General features: G+C 70.5%; 17 protein-coding genes. 11 read left to right on the top strand and 6 right to left on the bottom strand.

The window, feature by feature from the left end; genetic code table 11:
- Positions 1-70: 70 nt before the first annotated feature.
- Positions 71-2,389 (bottom strand): lytic transglycosylase domain-containing protein, encoded by a 2,319-nt coding sequence (locus AC3AOF_RS20215; RefSeq protein WP_488346313.1) that lies wholly within the window; start codon positions 2,387-2,389, stop codon positions 71-73.
- A gap of 336 nt (positions 2,390-2,725) precedes the next feature.
- Between AC3AOF_RS20215 and dapA the strand changes: the two genes are divergently transcribed.
- From dapA to AC3AOF_RS20240, 5 genes are all read left to right on the top strand, one after another.
- Positions 2,726-3,628: a 4-hydroxy-tetrahydrodipicolinate synthase gene (dapA, locus tag AC3AOF_RS20220; RefSeq protein ID WP_488346314.1), complete on the top strand. Its 903-nt coding sequence runs from the start codon at positions 2,726-2,728 to the stop codon at positions 3,626-3,628.
- Between the two features lie 71 nt (positions 3,629-3,699).
- The gene (smpB, locus tag AC3AOF_RS20225; RefSeq protein WP_236989183.1) at positions 3,700-4,173 is read left to right on the top strand and encodes an SsrA-binding protein SmpB; all 474 of its coding nucleotides are present in this window, start codon (positions 3,700-3,702) and stop codon (positions 4,171-4,173) included.
- Between the two features lie 351 nt (positions 4,174-4,524).
- Positions 4,525-4,707 (top strand): hypothetical protein, encoded by a 183-nt coding sequence (locus AC3AOF_RS20230; protein ID WP_488346315.1) that lies wholly within the window; start codon positions 4,525-4,527, stop codon positions 4,705-4,707.
- A gap of 96 nt (positions 4,708-4,803) precedes the next feature.
- On the top strand, positions 4,804-6,591 hold the full coding sequence (locus AC3AOF_RS20235) for an ABC transporter ATP-binding protein (RefSeq protein ID WP_488346316.1): 1,788 nt from the start codon (positions 4,804-4,806) through the stop codon (positions 6,589-6,591).
- Positions 6,588-7,493, top strand: coding sequence for a DMT family transporter (locus AC3AOF_RS20240; protein WP_236989180.1), 906 nt, complete (start codon positions 6,588-6,590; stop codon positions 7,491-7,493). The genes AC3AOF_RS20235 and AC3AOF_RS20240 overlap by 4 nt, the downstream gene beginning before the upstream one ends.
- A gap of 329 nt (positions 7,494-7,822) precedes the next feature.
- Here the strand turns inward: AC3AOF_RS20240 and AC3AOF_RS20245 are convergent, their stop codons facing one another.
- Genes AC3AOF_RS20245 through AC3AOF_RS20260 form a run of 4 tightly spaced genes read right to left on the bottom strand, consistent with a single transcriptional unit; the run spans position 7,823 to position 11,338 of the window.
- A complete protein-coding gene (locus tag AC3AOF_RS20245; RefSeq protein WP_488346317.1) occupies positions 7,823-8,998 on the bottom strand; it encodes a vWA domain-containing protein in 1,176 nt (391 codons plus the stop codon).
- Positions 8,999-9,030: 32 nt separating this feature from the next.
- The gene (locus AC3AOF_RS20250; protein WP_488346318.1) at positions 9,031-9,927 is read right to left on the bottom strand and encodes a DMT family transporter; all 897 of its coding nucleotides are present in this window, start codon (positions 9,925-9,927) and stop codon (positions 9,031-9,033) included.
- A 10-nt stretch (positions 9,928-9,937) separates the two neighbouring features.
- Entirely contained in the window at positions 9,938-10,834 is an 897-nt protein-coding gene (gene hemF, locus AC3AOF_RS20255; RefSeq protein ID WP_488346319.1) for an oxygen-dependent coproporphyrinogen oxidase, read from the bottom strand.
- Between the two features lie 48 nt (positions 10,835-10,882).
- Positions 10,883-11,338 carry a tRNA (cytidine(34)-2'-O)-methyltransferase gene (locus AC3AOF_RS20260; protein ID WP_236989176.1) on the bottom strand — a complete coding sequence of 152 codons (456 nt, stop codon included), beginning with the start codon at positions 11,336-11,338 and terminating at the stop codon, positions 10,883-10,885.
- Between the two features lie 124 nt (positions 11,339-11,462).
- Here AC3AOF_RS20260 and AC3AOF_RS20265 point away from each other — a divergent pair, with 124 nt between their 5' ends.
- Positions 11,463-13,322: an ABC transporter ATP-binding protein gene (locus AC3AOF_RS20265; protein WP_488346320.1), complete on the top strand. Its 1,860-nt coding sequence runs from the start codon at positions 11,463-11,465 to the stop codon at positions 13,320-13,322.
- A gap of 366 nt (positions 13,323-13,688) precedes the next feature.
- On the opposite strand, the gene AC3AOF_RS20270 is transcribed toward AC3AOF_RS20265, so the two are convergent.
- On the bottom strand, positions 13,689-14,153 hold the full coding sequence (locus AC3AOF_RS20270) for an outer membrane protein assembly factor BamE (RefSeq protein ID WP_093569933.1): 465 nt from the start codon (positions 14,151-14,153) through the stop codon (positions 13,689-13,691).
- A 295-nt stretch (positions 14,154-14,448) separates the two neighbouring features.
- On the opposite strand from AC3AOF_RS20270, the gene AC3AOF_RS20275 reads away from it, so the two are divergent.
- The 5 genes from AC3AOF_RS20275 (at position 14,449) to AC3AOF_RS20295 (ending at position 18,688) form a co-directional block, all read left to right on the top strand.
- On the top strand, positions 14,449-15,000 hold the full coding sequence (locus AC3AOF_RS20275; RefSeq protein ID WP_236989174.1) for a ubiquinol-cytochrome C chaperone family protein: 552 nt from the start codon (positions 14,449-14,451) through the stop codon (positions 14,998-15,000).
- Positions 15,001-15,554: 554 nt separating this feature from the next.
- On the top strand, positions 15,555-16,085 hold the full coding sequence (locus tag AC3AOF_RS20280; RefSeq protein ID WP_488346321.1) for a YceD family protein: 531 nt from the start codon (positions 15,555-15,557) through the stop codon (positions 16,083-16,085).
- Between the two features lie 128 nt (positions 16,086-16,213).
- Positions 16,214-17,248, top strand: coding sequence for a phosphate acyltransferase PlsX (gene plsX / locus AC3AOF_RS20285; RefSeq protein WP_236989171.1), 1,035 nt, complete (start codon positions 16,214-16,216; stop codon positions 17,246-17,248).
- 12 nt (positions 17,249-17,260) lie between these two features.
- The gene (locus tag AC3AOF_RS20290) at positions 17,261-18,238 is read left to right on the top strand and encodes a beta-ketoacyl-ACP synthase III (protein WP_236989170.1); all 978 of its coding nucleotides are present in this window, start codon (positions 17,261-17,263) and stop codon (positions 18,236-18,238) included.
- Positions 18,239-18,370: 132 nt separating this feature from the next.
- A complete protein-coding gene (locus AC3AOF_RS20295) occupies positions 18,371-18,688 on the top strand; it encodes an integration host factor subunit alpha (RefSeq protein ID WP_236989169.1) in 318 nt (105 codons plus the stop codon).
- Positions 18,689-18,721 lie beyond the last annotated feature (33 nt).

The raw sequence follows: 18,721 nt of genomic DNA on the forward strand, positions 1-18,721 counted from the left end.
CTGCCCGATCGGTCTCGCTCCCGCCTGCCCGGGTGGGTTCTGCCCATCGACCTCTGCGATCGGAAGCGCCTCACCGCGCCCCACGCTTCAGATCATCCGCGATCAGCAGCGCACTTCGCCCATCCCCGGCCTCCGCCAGGCGGTTGCGGTAGACCTGCAGATTCTCGGTCACCCGCTGGACGTAGTTGCGGGTCTCGGTGAAGGGGATGCGCTCGACCCAGTCGACCGGATCGACGCCCGGGTTGCGGGGATCGCCATAGGCGTCGATCCACTTCTTCACGTTGCCGCCGCCGGCATTGTAGGCCGCGAAGGCGAGGATGTAGGAGCCGCGCCAATCCTCCATCAGCTCGCCGAGATGGGCCTGGCCGAGGCGGGCATTGTAGGCGGGATCGCTGGTCAGGCGGTCGGTGTCGAAGGCGGCGCTGACCCGGCGGGCGGTGCGCTGGGCCGTCGCCGGCATCATCTGCATCAGGCCGCGCGCGCCGACGCTCGATTGCGCCCGCGGGTCGAACTGGCTCTCCTGCCGGGCGATGGCGAAGACCATCGCGCGCTCGACCTGCGGCACGGCCGACGAGGCCTCGTAGGTCGGGATGCCGTTGGTCGGATAGGCGTGGCGGTCGAGCGGCAGGCCGCGCTGGACCGCGGTCTTGCCGATCGCCACGAGCGCCCGGGGATCGTTCAACGACATCGCGACGTCGCCGAGCGCGTTCAGCTCGGCCGGGTCTGTCAGGCGCTGGGCGAAATCCATGTAGAGCGGCAGCATCAGCTCCTTGATCCCGGCCGCCGCCAGCAGGCGCAGGGCCCGGACGGCGTTGCGGTTCTCGAAGGCGGTGCGGGCGGTCTCGGTGAGGGTGCTGCAGGGGCGCAGGGCCAGGGAGCCCTGGCCGAGCTTCGCCCGGGCGAGCTGGCCGTAATAGGCGATCGGCTGCGCGCTCGCGCGCTCGTAGAAGGCCCGCGCCTCGATCGTCTGGCCCAGGCTTTCGGCGGCGCGGCCCTGCCAGTAGGCGGCCCGCGCCACCGAGATCGGCGTCTCGGCGATGGCGGCGGCGGCGGCGAAATGCGTCGCCGCGAGGGTCGCCTCGTGCAGGAAGCGCAAAGCGATCCAGCCGGCATGGAACTCGGCCTCGATGCGCTTCTCGACCGAGCGGGCGCTGTGGTTGGCGGCGACCGCATAAGCCGTCTTCGCGTCGCCGGCATCGAGGAGCTTGCGGGCGACGATGCGGCGCTCGATCCACCACTCGTCGGGATCGGCCAGCACCTCGGGGTTGCGCGGCGCCTGGGCGATCACCGCGGCGGCCTCCGCCGGCTTGTCGAGGCGGCGCAGGTACTGGGCGCGGGAGAACAGGTAGGAGGAATCCTGGCGCAGGCTCGGCGGCACGGCGTCGAGGGTCGCCCCCGCATTCGACGCCTTGGCCTCGACGGCGCGGCGGGCCCGCACCAGGGTGCCGTAGGCCTTGCCGGCGTAAGCGGCGGCGCGGCCGGCGGTGTCCCAGTCCTCCTTCATCAGCGCCCGCTCCATGCGGTAGCGGTGATCGATCTCGCCGATGATGCCCGGGAAGGCGTCGAGGACCTTCAACTCGAGGGTGCGGCCGAACGTGTCCTCGCGCCACAGATCGCGGGCGAGGCCGGCGGCGTCCTCGGACAGGCCGTCGGCCTTGAAGGCGAGCGCCAGGGCGAACTTGCCCGGCGCGCTCTGCGGCCGGCGCGCGGCGAAATAGGCCCGTACCACGGACGGGGACTTGCGCTGCGAGAGCAGAGCCTCCTCGGCGCGGCGCCGGACCATGGCGCCGACCGGCCAGTCCGGATTGTCGCGGATGAACGCCACGGTGCGCTCGAAGCCGATGCCGGCCCCGGCCCGGATCGCCACCCAGTCGAGCAGGGCGCGGGCGGCCGGGTCCTTGAGTCCGTCGCGGAGGCGGTCGCCCTCGGCGACCTGGCCCCGCCGGTAGGCCTCGACCGCGCCGCGGAGCGCCGGCCCGTCGACCTCGGTGCCGAGAACCGGGCGGCCCGGATCGGGCACGCTCGGCACCGGGGCGGGCGGGTTGATCGCCGCGTCCGGGGCGGGGAAGGGGAGCGGCGCTTCCGGATCGGCGGCGGCGAAGGCGGCGGCGGTCGCGGGCAACCGCGCCTCGCCGGCGGCCGCGTTCCGGCGCAGGCCGTCCGCCGGGGCCGCGCCGTCGGCCGGCGTGAAAGCTGTGGACGGGACGAAGCCCTCGGCCTGCGAAAAGCCGTCCTCGCCGGTCCGCTCGACCGCGCGGGCCGGCATCGCCGCGTCGGCGGGCGGAGGAGCGACCGTCGAGCCGCCGAGTGCCGTCAGCGAGGTCAGCGCGGCGCCGGACACCGTGAGGGCGAGGACCGCGAGGCGGCGCCGTCGAGGCGAGAGCAGCATGGTTCCCGTTCCCCTGTGAAGCTCGAATGACCGGACGCCCCATGGTGGGAGCGCCGCGTTAAGAAGCGATTAACCCTGGCGCCGGGCGGTCGCGGAACGTGTGCGGGCGCCGGCGCGTTCGCGCGCGAAGTCCGCGCACACGGCGCCCGCGTGCCCGGAAGACGGCCGTGGGCCGGGGCCGGAGCGTTTGCGCAAGGGCGCCCGAGGCCCTATGTGTCGGACGCCGGACGGCCGCGTTGGTCCCCCGATGGTGGTTCCCTTGGTGACCCTCATGCGGGCCGGCCTCCCAACCAGATTTCCCGGGGGCGCCGCCCCGACCGGGCGAGGAACGCCAGCATGACGTCGACGCCAATCTCGCAGCGCCTGAGGGGCTCGCTCACCGCCCTGGTGACGCCGTTCCGCGACGGCGCGTTCGACGAGCACGCCTTCCGGGCCTTCGTGGCCTGGCAGATCGAGAACGGCATCCACGGACTGGTGCCGACCGGCACCACCGGCGAGAGCCCGACGCTCAGCCACGCCGAGCACGACCGGGTGGTCGAGGCCTGCATCGACGAAGCGGCCGGCAAGGTGCCGGTGGTGGCCGGCGCCGGCTCCAACTCCACCGCGGAGGCGATCGAGCGGTCCCGTCATGCGGAGAAGGCCGGGGCGGACGCGCTGCTCATCGTCACGCCCTACTACAACAAGCCGACGCAGGAAGGGCTGTACCAGCACTTCAAGGCGGTCAACGATGCGGTCGGCATTCCCATCCTGATCTACAACATCCCCGGTCGGTCGATCGTCGACATGAGCGTCGACACCATGAAGCGGCTCTACGAGCTGCCGAACATCGCCGGGGTGAAGGACGCCACCGCCAACGTGGCCCGGGTCAGCCTCCAGCGCCAAGCCATGGGCGAAGACTTCGTCCAACTTTCTGGCGAAGATGCGACCGCCTTGGGATTCATGGCGCATGGCGGCCACGGCACCATCTCGGTGGCCTCGAACGTCGCGCCGCGCCTCTGCGCCGACTTCCAGGAGGCCTGCCTCGCGGGGGATTTCCGCACCGCTCTCGGTCTCCAGGACCGGCTGATGCCGCTCCACACCCACCTCTTTTCCGAGACCAGCCCGGCGCCGACAAAGTACGCGCTCGCCCGTCTCGGACTGATGCGCGAGGAGCTGCGCCTGCCGATGGTGCCGGTGGGCGAGGCGACCCGCGCCCTCGTCGACGGTGCGATGCGCCACGCCGGCCTCACCAACGGCTGAAGCCGACCCTATCTACGCCGGGAGCCCCTTGCGGCTCCCGCCGCCCGCCTCCCGAGGACCTCCGCCGCCCGATGGCCAAGAAACCCGAGTCGAAGAACCGCGTCGTCGCCGACAACCGGAAGGCGCGCTTCAACTACGAGATCACCGACACGGTCGAGGCGGGCATCGCGCTGACGGGCACCGAGGTGAAGTCCCTGCGCGGCGGCAAGGCGACGATCGGCGAGGCCTTCGCCGGCCCCTCCGGCAACGACCTCCTGCTGTTCAACGCCTACATCCCCGAATATCTCGAGGCGAACCGCTTCAACCACGACACCAAGCGGCCCCGCCGCCTGCTGCTGCACCGGCGCCAGATCGACAAGTTCATCGGCGCGACCCAGCGCGAGGGGTACACGGTGGTGCCGCTGAAGATCTACTTCAACGAGCAAGGCCGGGCGAAGGTCGAGCTGGGGCTCGGGCGGGGCAAGAAGCTCCACGACAAGCGCGAGACGGCCAAGGAGCGCGACTGGCAGCGCGACAAGGCGCGGCTGATGCGCGCCAAGGGGTGAGAGGCGGCCCTCCGGCTTGCTTGGCACACGGTAGACGGCTGGTGCGACGCTCGCGATCGCCAGGCATTTCCCATCAGCGACCTCATCCTGAGGTGTCAGTCCATCACCGATGGACTGACCTCGAAGGAGGCTTCCAGGAATCACCGAGATCTCTGGAGCCCTCCTTCGAGGTCAGCCGATTTCCAATCGGCTAACACCTCAGGATGAGGTCGCTGGTGGGACTGGCGACGCAACCAGAAACCTATGTCGTGTGCCCCATGTCGTGTGCCTTGGGCCGGCACAACACGCCGCACTGTCTGCCCCGGCCAGCGCCCCTAGCTCAAACGGGTGCAGGCCAGCGCGGAGGCGCCGATGTTCGTCGAGGGAGGATGGCGGCCGCCCTGGGAGCCGCCGCCGCGCCCGCCCCAGCCTCGGCTCACGGGGCGCCAGGAGCGGACGCTGATCTGGATCATCGTCGTCAACGTGCTGCTGTGGTTCCTCGCCCCGGTCGGCGGCGCGACCGTGATCCACGCCGCCCTCGCGATGATGCAATAGGCGCGCTGCCGCAGCCCAGCCGCGCGCCGCCCCGAATTGCCGCCCCCCGACCCCCGTGCTAGCGCGACGTCCCACCCCACGGACGAAGCGAGCATCATGGCGCGGCGCCCCCTCCTCTCCGGCGACATGCTGCCGCTGCTCCTCCGGCTGTGGCGCGACTGGCTGCGCCCGCATGCCGGTACCCTCGCCATCGTGCTGGTGCTGATCGCGGTGATCGGCGTCGCCACCGGCTTCTACCCGACGCTGATCAAGGCCGCCTTCGACGCCTTCGACGCCAAGGATGCCGGGGCGCTCGCCTACGGCCCCGTCCTGGTGATCGCCGTCACGGCCGTCCGCGGCTTCGCACTGCTCGGCCAGACGGTGCTGACCAACCGGGTCGTCACCCGGATCGAGGCCGACATGCAGGCGGCACTCTACGGCCACATGATCGAGCAGGACCTGGCCCAGCTCGGCCGCGAGAGCCCAGCGAGCCTGACCCAGCGCTTCACCACCGACTTCGCCTTCATCAAGGAGGCGCTGACCCGGATCTCCACCGTGCTCCTGCGCGACGTGGCGATGCTGATCGCGCTCGTCTGCGCGATGATCTGGATGGACCCCTGGCTGACGATCGTCGCCGGGGTGACGGTGCCGTTCGTTGCCGGGCCGATCGCCCGGATCGGCAAGAAGCTGCGCCGCGTTTCGACCTCGACGCAGGAGCAGGTCGGTCTCACCGCGAGCCTGATCAGCGAGAGCCTGGCCGGAATCCGGGTCGCCAAGACCTACGGCCTCGAAGGCTATCTCAAGGGCCGCACCCACGACGCCCTCGACGAGGTGCGCCGCCTGAAGATGAAGGCCGCCAATGCCCGCGGGCGGCTCGACCCGCTGCTGGAGATCGGCGGCGGCCTCGCGGTCGCGGGCGTGCTCGCCTTCATCGGCCACCGCATCCTCTCGGGCGAGAAGAGCGTCGGCGACTTCACCGGCTACGTCGCGGCGCTCCTGCTCGCCGCCCAGCCGGCCCGGGCGCTCGGCAACCTCAACGCCATCCTGCAGGAGGCGCTCGCCGCCCTCTCGCGCACCTTCGCGCTGATGGACGAGGCGCCGACGATCCGGGAGAAGCCGGGGGCGCCGGACTTGGATGTCGCCGGCGGCGAGGTGCGGTTCGAGGGCGTGCGGTTCCGCTATCATGACGACGCCCCGGCGCTCGAGGGCATCGATCTCGTCGTGCCGGCGGGCCGCACCACGGCGTTGGTCGGCCGCTCGGGCTCGGGCAAGTCGACGCTCCTGTCCCTGGTGCCGCGGCTCTACGACGTGACCGAGGGCGAGGTCCGAATCGATGGCCAGGACGTGCGCGACGTGACGCTGGCCTCGCTCCGGCGCGCCGTCGCGGTGGTGTCGCAGGAGGTGGTCCTGTTCGACGACACGATCGCGCAAAACATCGCCTTCGGCCGCGAGGGTGCGAGCCGGGACGAGATCGAGGCGGCGGCCGAGGCTGCAGCCGCCCACGGCTTCATCACGGCGCGGGCGGAGGGCTACGATTTCCGGGTCGGGCCCGCGGGCAACCGGCTGTCGGGCGGCGAGCGCCAGCGCATCGCGCTCGCCCGGGCTTTCTTACGCGACGCGCCGATCCTGCTCCTCGACGAGGCGACCTCGGCGCTCGACGCCGAATCCGAGCAGCTGGTCCAGGCGGCGCTGACCCGGCTGATGCGGGGCCGCACCACGCTGGTCATTGCCCACCGCCTGTCGACGGTGCGCGACGCCGACCTGATCGTCGCGATGGAGGGCGGCCGGATCGCCGAGACCGGCACCCACGCGGCCCTGATCGCCCAGGGCGGCACCTATGCGCGGCTACACCGGCTTCAGCTCGCCGACGACCGGGAGCCCGCATCCGCGGCGCAGGCCTCGTGACGCCCGAGCGTTCGGGGGCGGCCGCGATCGAGGCCCCCGCCGGCCGGCGCCTCGCCGCGGGCGTCGGTTTCGCGCTGCTTGCCATCAGCCTGTGGGGCGGCTGGTTCGTCGTCACCCGGCGCACGGTGGGGGCGGGGGGCGTGCTCGGGCCCGCCGACCTCGTGGCGCTCCGCTTCGGCATCGGCGGCCTGCTGCTGCTGCCGGTGCTGCTGTTGCGCCTGCGCGGCCTCGACCGGAGAGCCTTCATCGACGGCGCCATCCTGTACGTGGCGCAGGGCGCGCCCTTCGCGCTCCTGATCTCGGTCGCGCTCCGCTACGCGCCCGCCGGCCACGGCGCGGCGCTCACGCCCGGCACGATGCCGCTCTTCGCCGCCCTCCTCGGCGTGCTGCTGCTGGGCGACCGGCCGGGCCGCCTGGCGCTGGCCGGCCTCGGGCTGATCGCCGCCGGGGCGCTCACCCTGGCGGGCGGCTTTCGCGATTCCGACGAACTGTTCGGCTACGGGCTTCTCCTCACTGCCGCCTTCCTGTGGGCCGCCGGCACGGTGCGGATGCGCCGCTCGCGCCTGACGGCGCTGGAGGCGACGGCGCTGATCTGCGTCGGCTCGCTCGTCACCTATATCCCGCTCTACCTCGCCTCGGGCCTGTCGCACCTTCTCGAGGCGCCACCGGCGGAGGTGGCGATCCAGGCCGTCTACCAGGGCGTGCTGGTGAGCGTCGTGGCGCTCATCGCCTTCAACCGCTCCCTGGCCCTGATCGGCCGGCGCACCCCGGCCTTCACCGCGCTCGTGCCGGTGATCGCGACGCTTCTCGCGATTCCCGTCCTCGGCGAGGTGCCCGATGCTCTCCACGTCGGCGCCATCCTGGCGATCGGGGCCGGTGTGCTGCTGACGACGCGGGGGTAAGGGTGGGACATCGACCGGTACCGCCTTCGGTCGTCATGGACTCTCGGCGGACAGAAAAAGGCGCGGGTTTCCCCCTCTCCCCGCGGGCGGGGAGAGGGCTGTGTCTCCGTTCAGGAGACGCAGCGAGCGGAGGCGCAGCCGAAGCGAGGGTGAGGGGGTGTTTCCGAAGGAGCCACATCCTGAAATACCCCCTCACCCCCGCCCTTCGGGCTCCCTGAGCCCCTTCGGAGCTCAGGCCTCTCCCCGCCCGCGGGGAGAGGAGAAAGCCCGCGCTACTTCTTTATTCAGGACATCTCCGCCGCGCGTAAATCCTGGAACGCCCATGATCCCTACCGCAACAGCGCCCGCGTCGCCTGATCGATCCCCTCCAGCGTCAGCGGGTACATCCGGTCCGAAAAAATCTGCCGGATCATCGCGTTCGACTGGGTGTAGCCCCACTGCGCCTGCGGCACCGGGTTGAGCCAGGCCACCTTCGGGAAGTGGTTCAGCACCCGCTCGAGCCAGACCTTGCCGGCCTCCTCGTTCCAGTGCTCGACCGAGCCGCCCGCCATCGCGATCTCGTAGGGCGACATAGCGGCATCCCCGACGAACACCACCCGGTAATCGGATGGATAGGTGCGGATCACGTCGAGGAGCGGCGTGCCCTCGGTGTGGCGTCGGCGGTTCTCCTTCCAGACCTTTTCGTATAGGCAGTTGTGGAAGTAGAAATGCTCGAAGTGCTTGAACTCCGAGCGGGCGGCGGAGAACAACTGCTCGGCTAGCTCCACATGCCAGTCCATCGAGCCGCCGACGTCGAGGAACAGCAGCACCTTGACGGCGTTGCGGCGCTCCGGCCGAAGCTGGAGGTCGAGCGTGCCGTGACGGGCGGTCTCGCGGATCGTGCCGTCGAGGTCGAGTTCCTCCGCCGCCCCGGTGCGGGCGAAGCGGCGCAGGCGGCGGAGCGCCAAGCGGATGGTGCGCGACCCGAGTTCGGCCGAATCGTCCAGGTCCTTGAAGGTGCGCTGGTCCCAGACCTTCACCGCGCGGAAGTTGCGGTTGCCGTCCTGGCCGATGCGGATGCCTTCCGGGTTGTAGCCGTAGGCGCCGAACGGCGAGGTGCCCCCGGTGCCGATCCATTTCGAGCCGCCCTGGTGGCGCCCCTTCTGCTCGGCCAGCCGCTCCTTGAGAGTCTCGAACAGCTTGTCCCAGCCGAGCGCCTGGAGCTGCGCCCGCTCCTCCTCGGTCAGGTATTTTTCCGCCAGCTTGCGCAGCCATTCCTCGGGGATGGCTTGCGGCTCCACCGCCTCGCCGACCGTGACCACGCCCTTGAAGACACGGCCGAACACCCGGTCGAACTTGTCGAGGTTGCGCTCGTCCTTCACCAGGGCGGTGCGGGCGAGGTAATAGAAATCCTCCACCCGCTGGTCGGCGAGGTCGCGGTCGAGGGCCTCGAGCAGGGTCAGGTACTCGCGCAGCGAGACCGGGACCTTGGCGGCGCGCAGCTCGGTGAAGAAGGACAACAGCATGGCGCCGATCAACGCGCCACGGCGCCCCGCGGTCAAGCCCCTTCGGCCTGGACCGCCGGGGCCTGTCGCCGCGCCTCCGCGGCGAGATTCCAGACGATGCCGCCGACGATCAGCCCGGCACCGACGAACAGCCACGGATCGAGCGGCTCGCCGTAGAAGCGCCAGCCGAGCACCGCGATCAGCGGGATGCGCAGGAAATCGAGCGGCATGACCAGGATGGCGTCGCCGCGCCGGTAGGCGCTGGTCAGGCACCAATGCGAGGTGAGCCCGGCGATGCACAGGATCGCCAGCGCCAACGCGTGGTGCCCCTCGAAGGCGTGGGCCGGCACGGCCGGATAGATCCGGCCGGCCACGAGGTTGAGCGGCAACTGGATCAGGTTCATCCAGAACAGGATCGACAGCACGCTCTCGGTCCGGGTCAGCGCCTTGGTGGCGACCGCCGTCAGCGCGAACATCACGGCGGCGGCGAGCACCACGAGGCTCGCCGGCTGCAACGCGGCGACGCCGGGCCGCAGTACCACCAGCACGCCGAGAAAGCCGAGGGCCACCGCCGCGACCCGGCTCGCGGTCAGCCGCTCGCGCAGGATCAGTACGGCCAGCAGCGTGACCCAGGCCGGCGTGGTGAACTCCAGCGCGAAGACGACGGCGAGCGGCAGCAGCGTCACGCCGTAGGACCAGGCGTAGTTCCCGCCCCAATGGACGAGGTTGCGGGCGAGATGCAGCCTCATGCGCCGGGCCGCCAGCGGCCGGCGGCGCAGGAGCGCGACCGTCCCGACGATCGCCACCCCGGCCGCCGCCCGGGCCGCCAGGATGTCGAACAGGCCGAGTGCCGGCGCCAGTTCTCGCACGGCGATGGCGGTGGCCGAGAACGACAAAAGCGCACCGGCCATCCACAGGACGACGGCGACGAGATCGGGGAGGGGTTTCACCGCGAGTCTTTTACGGCCACCGCACCGTCGGCGGCATCGACGACAGGATCGACGCGACGTTGCCGCCAGTCTTCAGGCCGAAGATCGTGCCGCGGTCGTAGAGCAGGTTGAACTCGACGTAGCGGCCGCGGCGCACCTGCTGCTCGTGGCGGTCGGCCTCGGTCCAGGGCGTGGCGAGGTTCCGCCGCACGATCTCGGGATAGATGCCCAGGAAGGCGTTCCCGACCTCGCGGGTGAGGGCGAGGTCGGCGGCCGGATCGCCGGTCCAGTGGTAATCGTAGAAGATGCCGCCGATGCCGCGGGGTTCGTTGCGGTGCTTGAGGTGGAAATACTCGTCGCACCAGGCCTTGTAGCGGGCGTAATCGGCGGCCGGGTGCCTGGCACAGGCCGCCTCGAAGGCGGCGTGGAACGCGACCGTGTCGGGGTCGTCCTGCTTGCGCCGTCGGTCGAGGACCGGGGTCAGGTCGGCCCCGCCGCCGAACCACGTCTTCGTCGTCACCACGAAGCGGGTGTTCATGTGCACGGTCGGCACGTGCGGGTTCCACGGATGGGCGATCAGCGAGATGCCGGTGGCGAAGAAGCGCGGATCCTCCGCCGCCCCGGGAATCTGGCCGCGGAACTCGGGGGCGAACTCGCCATGCACCGCCGAGACGTGGACGCCGCATTTCTCGAACACCCGGCCGCGCAGCATCGCCATGGTGCCGCCGCCGCCCGGCAGACCGGAATGGTCCTTGCGCTCCCAGGGCGTGCGCTCGAAGCGTCCGGGACCGCCGGCCTCGGGGTCGAACGGGCCGGTCGCCTCCTCCTCGATCCGCTCGAGGGCGGCGCAGATGCGGTCGCGCAGGGTCGAGAACCAGGCGGTCGCCTCGGTCTTGAGCGCGGCGATGTCGGGAGCGGCGTCGGTCATGCTCCTCTCATCCCATACCGGGGCGCCGGGGCCAAGGTCGGCGAGGCGTCAGAGGCTGCCGAGCTGGCGCAGGCCCTCTCCGAGAATCATCCCGGCCGCCACCGCCACGTTGAGCGAGCGCATGCCTGCGCGCATCGGGATCGTCACCCGTGCATCCGCATCGGCATGGACCGCGTCCGGCACCCCGGCCGATTCGCGCCCGACCATCAGGCAGTCGCCGTCCCGGAAAGTATGTGCCGTGTAGGGCACCGAGCCGGCGGTGGTGGCGAGCACCAGGCGGATCCCGGCCTCCCGCCGCCAGGCATCGAAGGCGGCGTAGGAGCGATGGCGGGTAATCGCGACGTGGTCGAGATAGTCGAGGCCCGAGCGGCGCAGGTGGCGGTCCGAGACGTCGAACCCCGCCGGCTCGACGATCTCGACCGCCACGCCGAGGCAGGCGGCAAGCCGCAGCATCGTGCCGGTGTTCTGGGGAATGTCGGGCTGGTAGAGGGCGAGGCGCAGCATGAGTCCGGGGGCATCCAGTCGATCGGCCCCTCATACGCCGGTCTTCGGCCTGCGGCATCGCCCCCCGGTTGGCGGATGGGGCGTGCCGCATAGCTGAGGACCCCGTCACCTTCGGGAAGCCCGCATGTTCCTCGACTGGCTCGAGCGCCGCATCGATCCCTTCGCCCCCTTCGAGGAGGCGCGTCGCCCGCCCAATACGGTGGCGGGCTTCGCCTGGTTCTACCTGCGGCCGGTGCGGGGCCCGCTGGCGATCCTGTTCGTGGTGGCGCTTGCCGCCGGCAGCGTCGAGGCCTCGCTCTACCTGCTGATGGGCTGGTTCGTCGACATCCTGGCCAAAACCGGCCCGGAGACCCTCTGGCGCGACCACGGCACCGGCTTGACGCTGGCCGCCGCCCTGATCCTGGTGGCGCGCCCGGTCCTGTCCTGGCTGCACGAGGTGCTGTCGAACCAGTTCGTGGTGCCGCAGACCACCAGCCTGATCCGTTGGCGCACCCATCTCTACACGCTCGGCCACGCTCTCTCGTATTTCCAGGCCGATTTCGCCGGGCGGCTCGCCAACCGGGTGACGCAGGTCGGGGTGGCGGTGCGCGAACTCGCCATCGTGGTCATCGACACGCTGCTCTACGTGGCGATCTTCGCGGTCACCGCGGTGAGCCTGTTCGGCTCGATCAGCCCGTGGCTGATGCTGCCGGTCCTGATGTGGATCCTGGCCTATGCCGGGCTCACCGCCTTTTTCGTGCCGCGCGCCAGGGCGCGCTCGCTCAAGGTCGCCGATACCCGCTCGGCCCTCGTCGGCCGCATCGTCGACAGCTACACCAACATCCTGACCGTCAAGCTCTTCGCCCGCGACCGGGAGGAGCGCTCGGCGGTGCAGGCCGCCACGACCGAGCACACCGACGCCTACCTGCACTCGTTCCGGCTCATCACCGCCGTCACCGCCGCGCTGTCGCTCCTCAACAGCACCCTGATCGTGGTGACCGCAGGCGTGGTGCTGGCCCTGTGGTCGCGCGGGCAGATGACCACCGGGGAGGGGGCGGCGGGCCTCGCCCTGGTGCTTCGGCTGATCGCGATGTCGGGCTGGGTGATGCAGACCGTGCGCGGGCTCTTCGAGAATATCGGCGTGGTGCAGGAGAGCATGCAGACCATCGCACTGCCCCACGCCCTCATCGACAGGCCGGATGCCCGCGACCTCGCGGTGACCGGCGGCGAGGTGCGGTTCGAGGGCGTGAGCTTCCATTACGGGCGTGACGATGCCGGGATCATCGAGGACCTGACCTTGCGCATCGCCCCGGGCGAGAAGGTCGGCCTCGTCGGCCCGAGCGGGGCGGGCAAGACCACGCTGACCTCCCTGCTCCTGCGCCTGCACGATCTCGAGGGCGGGCGCATCCTGATCGATGGGCAGGACATCGCGCAGGTGACCCAAGGGTCCCTGCGGCGGCAGATCGCCGTGGTGACGCAGGATACCTCGCTCCTGCACCGCTCGATCCGCGACAACATCGCGTATGGCCGTGAGGACGCGACCGAGGCGGAGATCGTCGCGGCCGCCAAGGCCGCGCATGCCGACACCTTCATCCGCGACCTCACCGACCACAAGGGCCGCGGCGGCTACGACGCCCAGGTCGGCGAGCGCGGCGTCAAGCTGTCGGGCGGCCAGCGCCAGCGCATCGCCATCGCCCGGGTGATCCTGAAGGATGCGCCGATCCTGATCCTCGACGAGGCGACCTCGGCCCTCGATTCGGAGGTCGAGGCGGCGATCCAGGGCTCCCTCGACCGGCTGATGCAGGGCAAGACCGTGCTCGCCATCGCCCACCGCCTCTCGACCATCGCGGCCCTCGACCGGCTGGTGGTGCTCGATCGGGGCAAGATCGTCGAGGAGGGCCGGCACGCCGACCTGGTCAAGGCCGGGGGGCTCTATGCCCGCCTGTGGGCGCGGCAATCTGGGGGATTTCTGGGGAGCGAGGAGGAGCGGGCGGCGGCGGAGTGACGGCCGCCGCGCGCGAACCCTCCTCCCTCTGCGGGGGAGGGTGGCCTGCGGAGCAGGCCGGGAGAGGGGAGCCCCGCTTCCGGAAATAACGAGACCGTTCTGACGGGCGCTTTGTCCTGAAGCGTCGCGCTGCCCCTCTCCCGGTCCTTGCTGACGCAAGGACCACCCTCCCCCGCAGAGGGGGGAGGGTCGAGCGTGGGGACTTTATCGTCGGAGGAAACCGAATGGGCCCTGATTGATTGACCTTCGCCCTGGATCATCGTCATGCAACGAGCCGACGTACGGATCCCAGACCATGGCCAGTCTAAGCGTATCACTCTCACAGCCCATCCCGGGATTATCCGGGATCGGCTGTGAGGCGTCCTCTTACCGCGCGTTGCCGAACGGCTCGAACTTGGTCAGGCCGCGCATCAGCTGGCCGAGGAAGGCCTGCTCGCCGCCGCTGGTCGGCGTGGTGCGGGAGATGAAGTCGAACACCTTGCCGTCCTGCTCGCCGTAGAGCGCCACGCGCTCGACCTTGAAGCCGGCATTGAAGTACACCGCCAGGACGCGCTGGTCCTTCGGGCGCTCGCCGATGAACATCACCGGGCGCTGGGTGTTCTGGCTGATGTAGTACCAGGACTTGTTGCCGACCGTGGAGACGGTGGTGGGCGTGCCGAGGAGCTGGAGCACCTGCTCGGCGCTGGCGCCGGGCCGCACCTGGGCGACGGCGGCATCGTCGATGATGTAGCCGTGCCGGAATTCCTCGCCGATCACGCAGCCCGCGGCCGACAGACCGATCAGGCCGGCCGCGGCGAGGCGGAGGAGCGACGGTGTGAAGCGGCGCGGCATCGAGACCTCGGAAGACGTAAGCGGGAAGTGTGTCGGACGGCCTGACGGCAGCCTTGCGCGAGAAGCGACCGCTGCCGTACCCCGGGGTTGTGGCGTTGGCAAGGCACGGCCAAGCTTCGGCCGCGGATGGTCCGTCACGGATGGGACGCGGCGCCGACGGCGCGGACCAGGGCATTTTCCGACGAGGCGAGAACCGGTACGTCGAAAGAAAATGCGGTAGAATCAAAGACCTGGAGCGGCGACCGGTTGCCAGGCGATCGGGCGCCGCTCGAAGTGGGAAGCGAGACTTTACACGATGATGCGAAACCCCTTCCGCCGCGAGGATGCCCGCCGGCGCGCCATCGAGGCGTTGCATATCCGCATCAATGCCGGGGCGCGGGTTCCGGCGCTCTACCTCGATCTCGGCGTGCCCGACACGGTGGAGGGCCGGTTCGAGGCCCTATGCCTGCACGTCGTCCTGGTGCTGCGCCATCTGCGCCGGCTCCCCGCCCCGGCGGCGGACATCGCCCAGGACCTCGTCAATTCGGTGTTCGCGCAGCTCGATTCGTCGCTGCGGGAACTCGGGGTCGGCGATATGGGGGTGTCGAAGCGGATGAAGAAGCTGGCCCAGGCGTTCTACGGCCGCGCCGCCGCCTATGACGCGGCCCTCGATTCCGGCGACCGCGCCGGCCTGGCGGCGGCGCTCGCCCGCAACGTGCTGGCCCGGGACGAGCCCGACGCGGCCAAGGGGCTCGCGGCCTACGTGGCGGCGGCGGATGCCGCGCTAGCCGGCACGGACCTCGACGCCCTGATGGCGACCGGCCCGGTGCTGCCCGATCCGGCGGGCTTTGCCGACCACGCGGCCTGACCGAAGGCCGTTCTCGCGAAGGCCGTTCCCACACCGGGAGGGCTGTCCGAGGAAATCCCATTGAAAATCGAACGCGGGATCCACTCTCCCATGTGGGCTAGCGGATTCACACTTCTCCTTCGAGAGCTAACCCTTTGTAAATATGCGCGCTTTCCCCTCCCCCTTGTGGGGAGGGGTTATGGGGATCGAAGATCCCGCGTGGGGGTGGTGCAGGAGGCACCGCTGCGCTCTATCCGGCACCACCCCCACCTCCAGCTCCTCCCCACAAGCTTGAGCGATCTCGGGCAAGCCCGAGATCGCCTGGGGAGGAGAGGCGCGCGACCTTCACCGGGAGAAGCTCTCGAACCGAGAAGTGTGAACACGCTAGCCCATGTGGGAGAGGGGAGACGCACCACGTCTCTCGCCGGACAGTCCTGCACACCGCGGGAAGCCCTTGCACCGCGGCGCGCCGCGACGCATCTCCAGGCGAGCCGGGCCCGACCGCGCGAGCGCCCCTCCGGGCCGCTGCGCCCGTTTCCTCGCCCCCACTCCCAGGATCCGAGAAGGAGCCCTTGATGACCCCCGACAGCGTCGGCCCGTTCTCCCGCCCGATCCTGGTCGAGCGCACCCTGAAGACCGGCCAGCCCGTCACCGTCGAGGCCAACGAGGAGGAACGCGCCGCGCTCGCCCGCGATTTCGGTCTGCCGGGCATCGCGCGGCTCACCGGCACCTTCCGGCTCTCGGGCTCGCTGCACCGGCTCCAGGTCACCGGCACCGTCGAGGCGGCCGTCACCCAGACCTGCAGCGTCACCCTGGAGCCGTTCGACGGCACCGTGAGCGAGGAGGTCGACGTCGATTTCGCCGCCCCCGACGCCTTCGCGGGCACGCCGGCCGAGGATGCCGACATCCCCGACCCGATCGTCAACGGCCGCATCGACCTCGGCAGCCTCGCCGCCGAGTTCCTGGCGCTCGGCCTCGACCCGTACCCGCGAAAACCCGGCGTCGCCTTCGAGCCGCCGGCGGAGGACGAGGAGGAGAAACCCTTCGCGGCGCTCCAGGGCCTCAAGGGCCAGAAGCCTGGGCAAGAATCCGGGAACGACGGCTGAGGACGGCCGCACCACGAAAAGACTTCAGAATTCGTTTGCGGCTTGGGCCCGGGTCGCTATTTTCCGCCGCGCCGCGGACCCCCTGTTCGCGCGTCCCCGGTGGATCCGAGAGGCTGTTCGACACCCCCATGTCCCAGAGAGTGCGCATCTCGCTCGACGCGATGGGCGGCGATCACGGCCCCTCGACGGTCGTGCCCGGTGCGGGGCTCGCCCGCGAGCGCCACCCCGAGACGACCTTCCTGATGTTCGGCGACGAGGCGGTGCTCACTCCCCTGGTCGCGGCCGAGCCGCGCCTGAAGGGCGCCGTCGAGATCCGCCACACCACCGTGGCGGTCGCCATGGACGAGAAGCCGAGCCAGGCGGTGCGCTCCGGCCGCGGCAAGTCCTCGATGTGGAAGGCGATCCAGGCGGTGCGCGACGGCGAGGCCGAGGCCGCGGTCTCGGCCGGCAATACCGGCGCCCTGATGGCGATGTCGAAGATCTGCCTCAAGACGATGTCGCATATCGAGCGGCCCGCCATCGCCTGCCTGTGGCCGACCGTGCGGGGCGAGAGCGTGGTGCTCGATGTCGGCGCCACCATCGGCACCGATGCCAACCACCTCGTCGACATGGCGGTGATGGGCGCCGCGATGGCCCGCATCGTGTTCGACCTCGACCGGCCGACCGTGGGGCTCCTCAACGTCGGCACCGAGGAGATGAAGGGCAACGAGGCGGTCAAGGAGGCCGCCCGGATGCTGCGCGAATCCGACCTGACGGGACTGGCCTATCACGGCTTCGTCGAGGGCACCGATCTCGGCCGCGGCACCGTCGACGTGGTGGTGACGGAAGGGTTCACCGGCAACATCGCGCTCAAGACCGCCGAGGGCACGGCCAAGCAGATCGCCGCCTACCTCAAGGGCGCGATGGGCCGCACCCTGATGGCGAAGATCGGCTACCTGTTCGCCCGCGGCGCCTTCAACGCGCTGCGCGAGAAGATGAACCCGAGCCGGGCCAATGGCGGCGTGTTCCTCGGCCTCGAGGGCATCGTCATCAAGAGCCACGGCGCCGCCGATGCCGAGGGCTTCGCCGCCGCCATCGACCTTGCCTACGATATGGCCCGCCACGACCTGATGCGGACGATCCGGGAACGCCTCGACGCGACGCCGGCTCAGGCCTCGGCGTAAGGAGGACGCATCATGACCCGCCTTCGCTCGGTGGTGCGGGGCTGCGGCTCCTACCTGCCGCGGAACACCGTCACCAACGACGACCTCGCCGCCCGGGTCGACACCTCGGACGACTGGATCATCCAGCGCACCGGCATCCGCCAGCGCCACATCGCCGAAGCGGACGAGACCACCTCGGTGCTCGGTATCAAGGCGGCGGAGCGCGCCTTGCAGGATGCCGGGATCGACGCCTCGACGATCGACCTCGTGATCTGCGCGACCTCGACGCCGGACCACACCTTCCCATCGACCGCGACGCAGATCCAGGCCGGGCTCGGCATCCGGACGGGGGCCGCCTTCGACCTCCAGGCGGTCTGCGCCGGCTTCGTCTACGCGGTCGCCACCGCCGACAAGTTCCTGGTGACGGGCGCTGCCACCCGCGCCCTCGTCGTCGGTGCCGAGACCTTTTCGCGGTTGCTCGACTGGGAGGACCGCACCACCTGCGTGCTGTTCGGCGACGGCGCCGGCGCCCTGGTGCTGGAAGCCCAACCCGGCGAGGGCCATTCCGGCGACCGCGGCGTGCTGACGAGCCAGCTCCGGGCCGACGGCCGCCACCGGGAAAAGCTCTACGTCGATGGCGGGCCCGGCTCGACCGGCACCACCGGCAAGCTGCGCATGGTCGGCAAGGAGGTCTTCCGCTTCGCCGTCGGCTCGGTGACCGACGTGATCGCGCAAGCCTTCGAGGCCACCGGCACCACCGCCGACGACCTCGACTGGTTCGTGCCGCACCAGGCCAACCGGCGGATCATCGAGGCCTCGGCCGACAAGCTCGGCATCGCCCGCGAGAAGGTGGTGCTGACGGTCGACCGCCACGGCAACACCTCGGCGGCCTCGATTCCGCTGGCTCTCGACGCGGCCTGCCGGGACGGCCGGATCAAGCGAGGCGACCTCGTGATGATCGAGGCGATCGGCGGCGGCTTCACCTGGGGCAGTGCCCTGATCCGCTGGTAGGCGAGACGGGTAGACCCACAAAGTATCCGGGAACCCGCCCGACGCCCGGTTGACCCGGCGCGCATCGCCGATTAGCGTGCGCGATCATAGACATACGTTAGTTCGCGATTCAGCCGCCGGGGGAGCAGCACGATGGCAGGCAAGACGGTCACGCGGGCCGATCTGAGCGAGGCCGTCTACCAGCGGGTCGGCCTGTCGCGGACGGAATCCGCCGCCCTGGTGGAGACGGTCCTGTCGGAGATCTGCGGCTGCCTCTCTGCCGGCGAGACCGTGAAGCTGTCCTCCTTCGGCTCCTTCGTGGTGCGCGACAAGGGCAAGCGGGTCGGCCGCAACCCCAAGACCGGTGTCGAGGTGGCGATCGAGCCGCGCCGGGTGATGGTGTTCAAGCCCTCGAACGTGCTCAAGGCCCGGATCAACGGCGACGCCGCTCCGGACGAAGACGACAGTTGAGCCCGCCCGGGCACCGCGCGGGCTGATTCAGGA

This window comes from Methylobacterium sp. 142-1Y (genome assembly GCF_057747795.1).

Coding starts and splice junctions, on each gene's coding strand:
- AC3AOF_RS20230 (WP_488346315.1), top strand. CDS start 4,525: ATGTTCGTCGAGGGAGGATGGCGGCCGCCCTGGGAGCCGCCGCCGCGC.
- plsX (WP_236989171.1), top strand. CDS start 16,214: ATGTCCCAGAGAGTGCGCATCTCGCTCGACGCGATGGGCGGCGATCAC.
- AC3AOF_RS20275 (WP_236989174.1), top strand. CDS start 14,449: ATGATGCGAAACCCCTTCCGCCGCGAGGATGCCCGCCGGCGCGCCATC.
- AC3AOF_RS20215 (WP_488346313.1), bottom strand. CDS start 2,389: ATGCTGCTCTCGCCTCGACGGCGCCGCCTCGCGGTCCTCGCCCTCACG.
- AC3AOF_RS20290 (WP_236989170.1), top strand. CDS start 17,261: ATGACCCGCCTTCGCTCGGTGGTGCGGGGCTGCGGCTCCTACCTGCCG.
- AC3AOF_RS20235 (WP_488346316.1), top strand. CDS start 4,804: ATGGCGCGGCGCCCCCTCCTCTCCGGCGACATGCTGCCGCTGCTCCTC.
- AC3AOF_RS20270 (WP_093569933.1), bottom strand. CDS start 14,153: ATGCCGCGCCGCTTCACACCGTCGCTCCTCCGCCTCGCCGCGGCCGGC.
- AC3AOF_RS20245 (WP_488346317.1), bottom strand. CDS start 8,998: ATGCTGTTGTCCTTCTTCACCGAGCTGCGCGCCGCCAAGGTCCCGGTC.
- hemF (WP_488346319.1), bottom strand. CDS start 10,834: ATGACCGACGCCGCTCCCGACATCGCCGCGCTCAAGACCGAGGCGACC.
- smpB (WP_236989183.1), top strand. CDS start 3,700: ATGGCCAAGAAACCCGAGTCGAAGAACCGCGTCGTCGCCGACAACCGG.
- AC3AOF_RS20260 (WP_236989176.1), bottom strand. CDS start 11,338: ATGCTGCGCCTCGCCCTCTACCAGCCCGACATTCCCCAGAACACCGGC.
- AC3AOF_RS20280 (WP_488346321.1), top strand. CDS start 15,555: ATGACCCCCGACAGCGTCGGCCCGTTCTCCCGCCCGATCCTGGTCGAG.
- AC3AOF_RS20295 (WP_236989169.1), top strand. CDS start 18,371: ATGGCAGGCAAGACGGTCACGCGGGCCGATCTGAGCGAGGCCGTCTAC.
- dapA (WP_488346314.1), top strand. CDS start 2,726: ATGACGTCGACGCCAATCTCGCAGCGCCTGAGGGGCTCGCTCACCGCC.
- AC3AOF_RS20265 (WP_488346320.1), top strand. CDS start 11,463: ATGTTCCTCGACTGGCTCGAGCGCCGCATCGATCCCTTCGCCCCCTTC.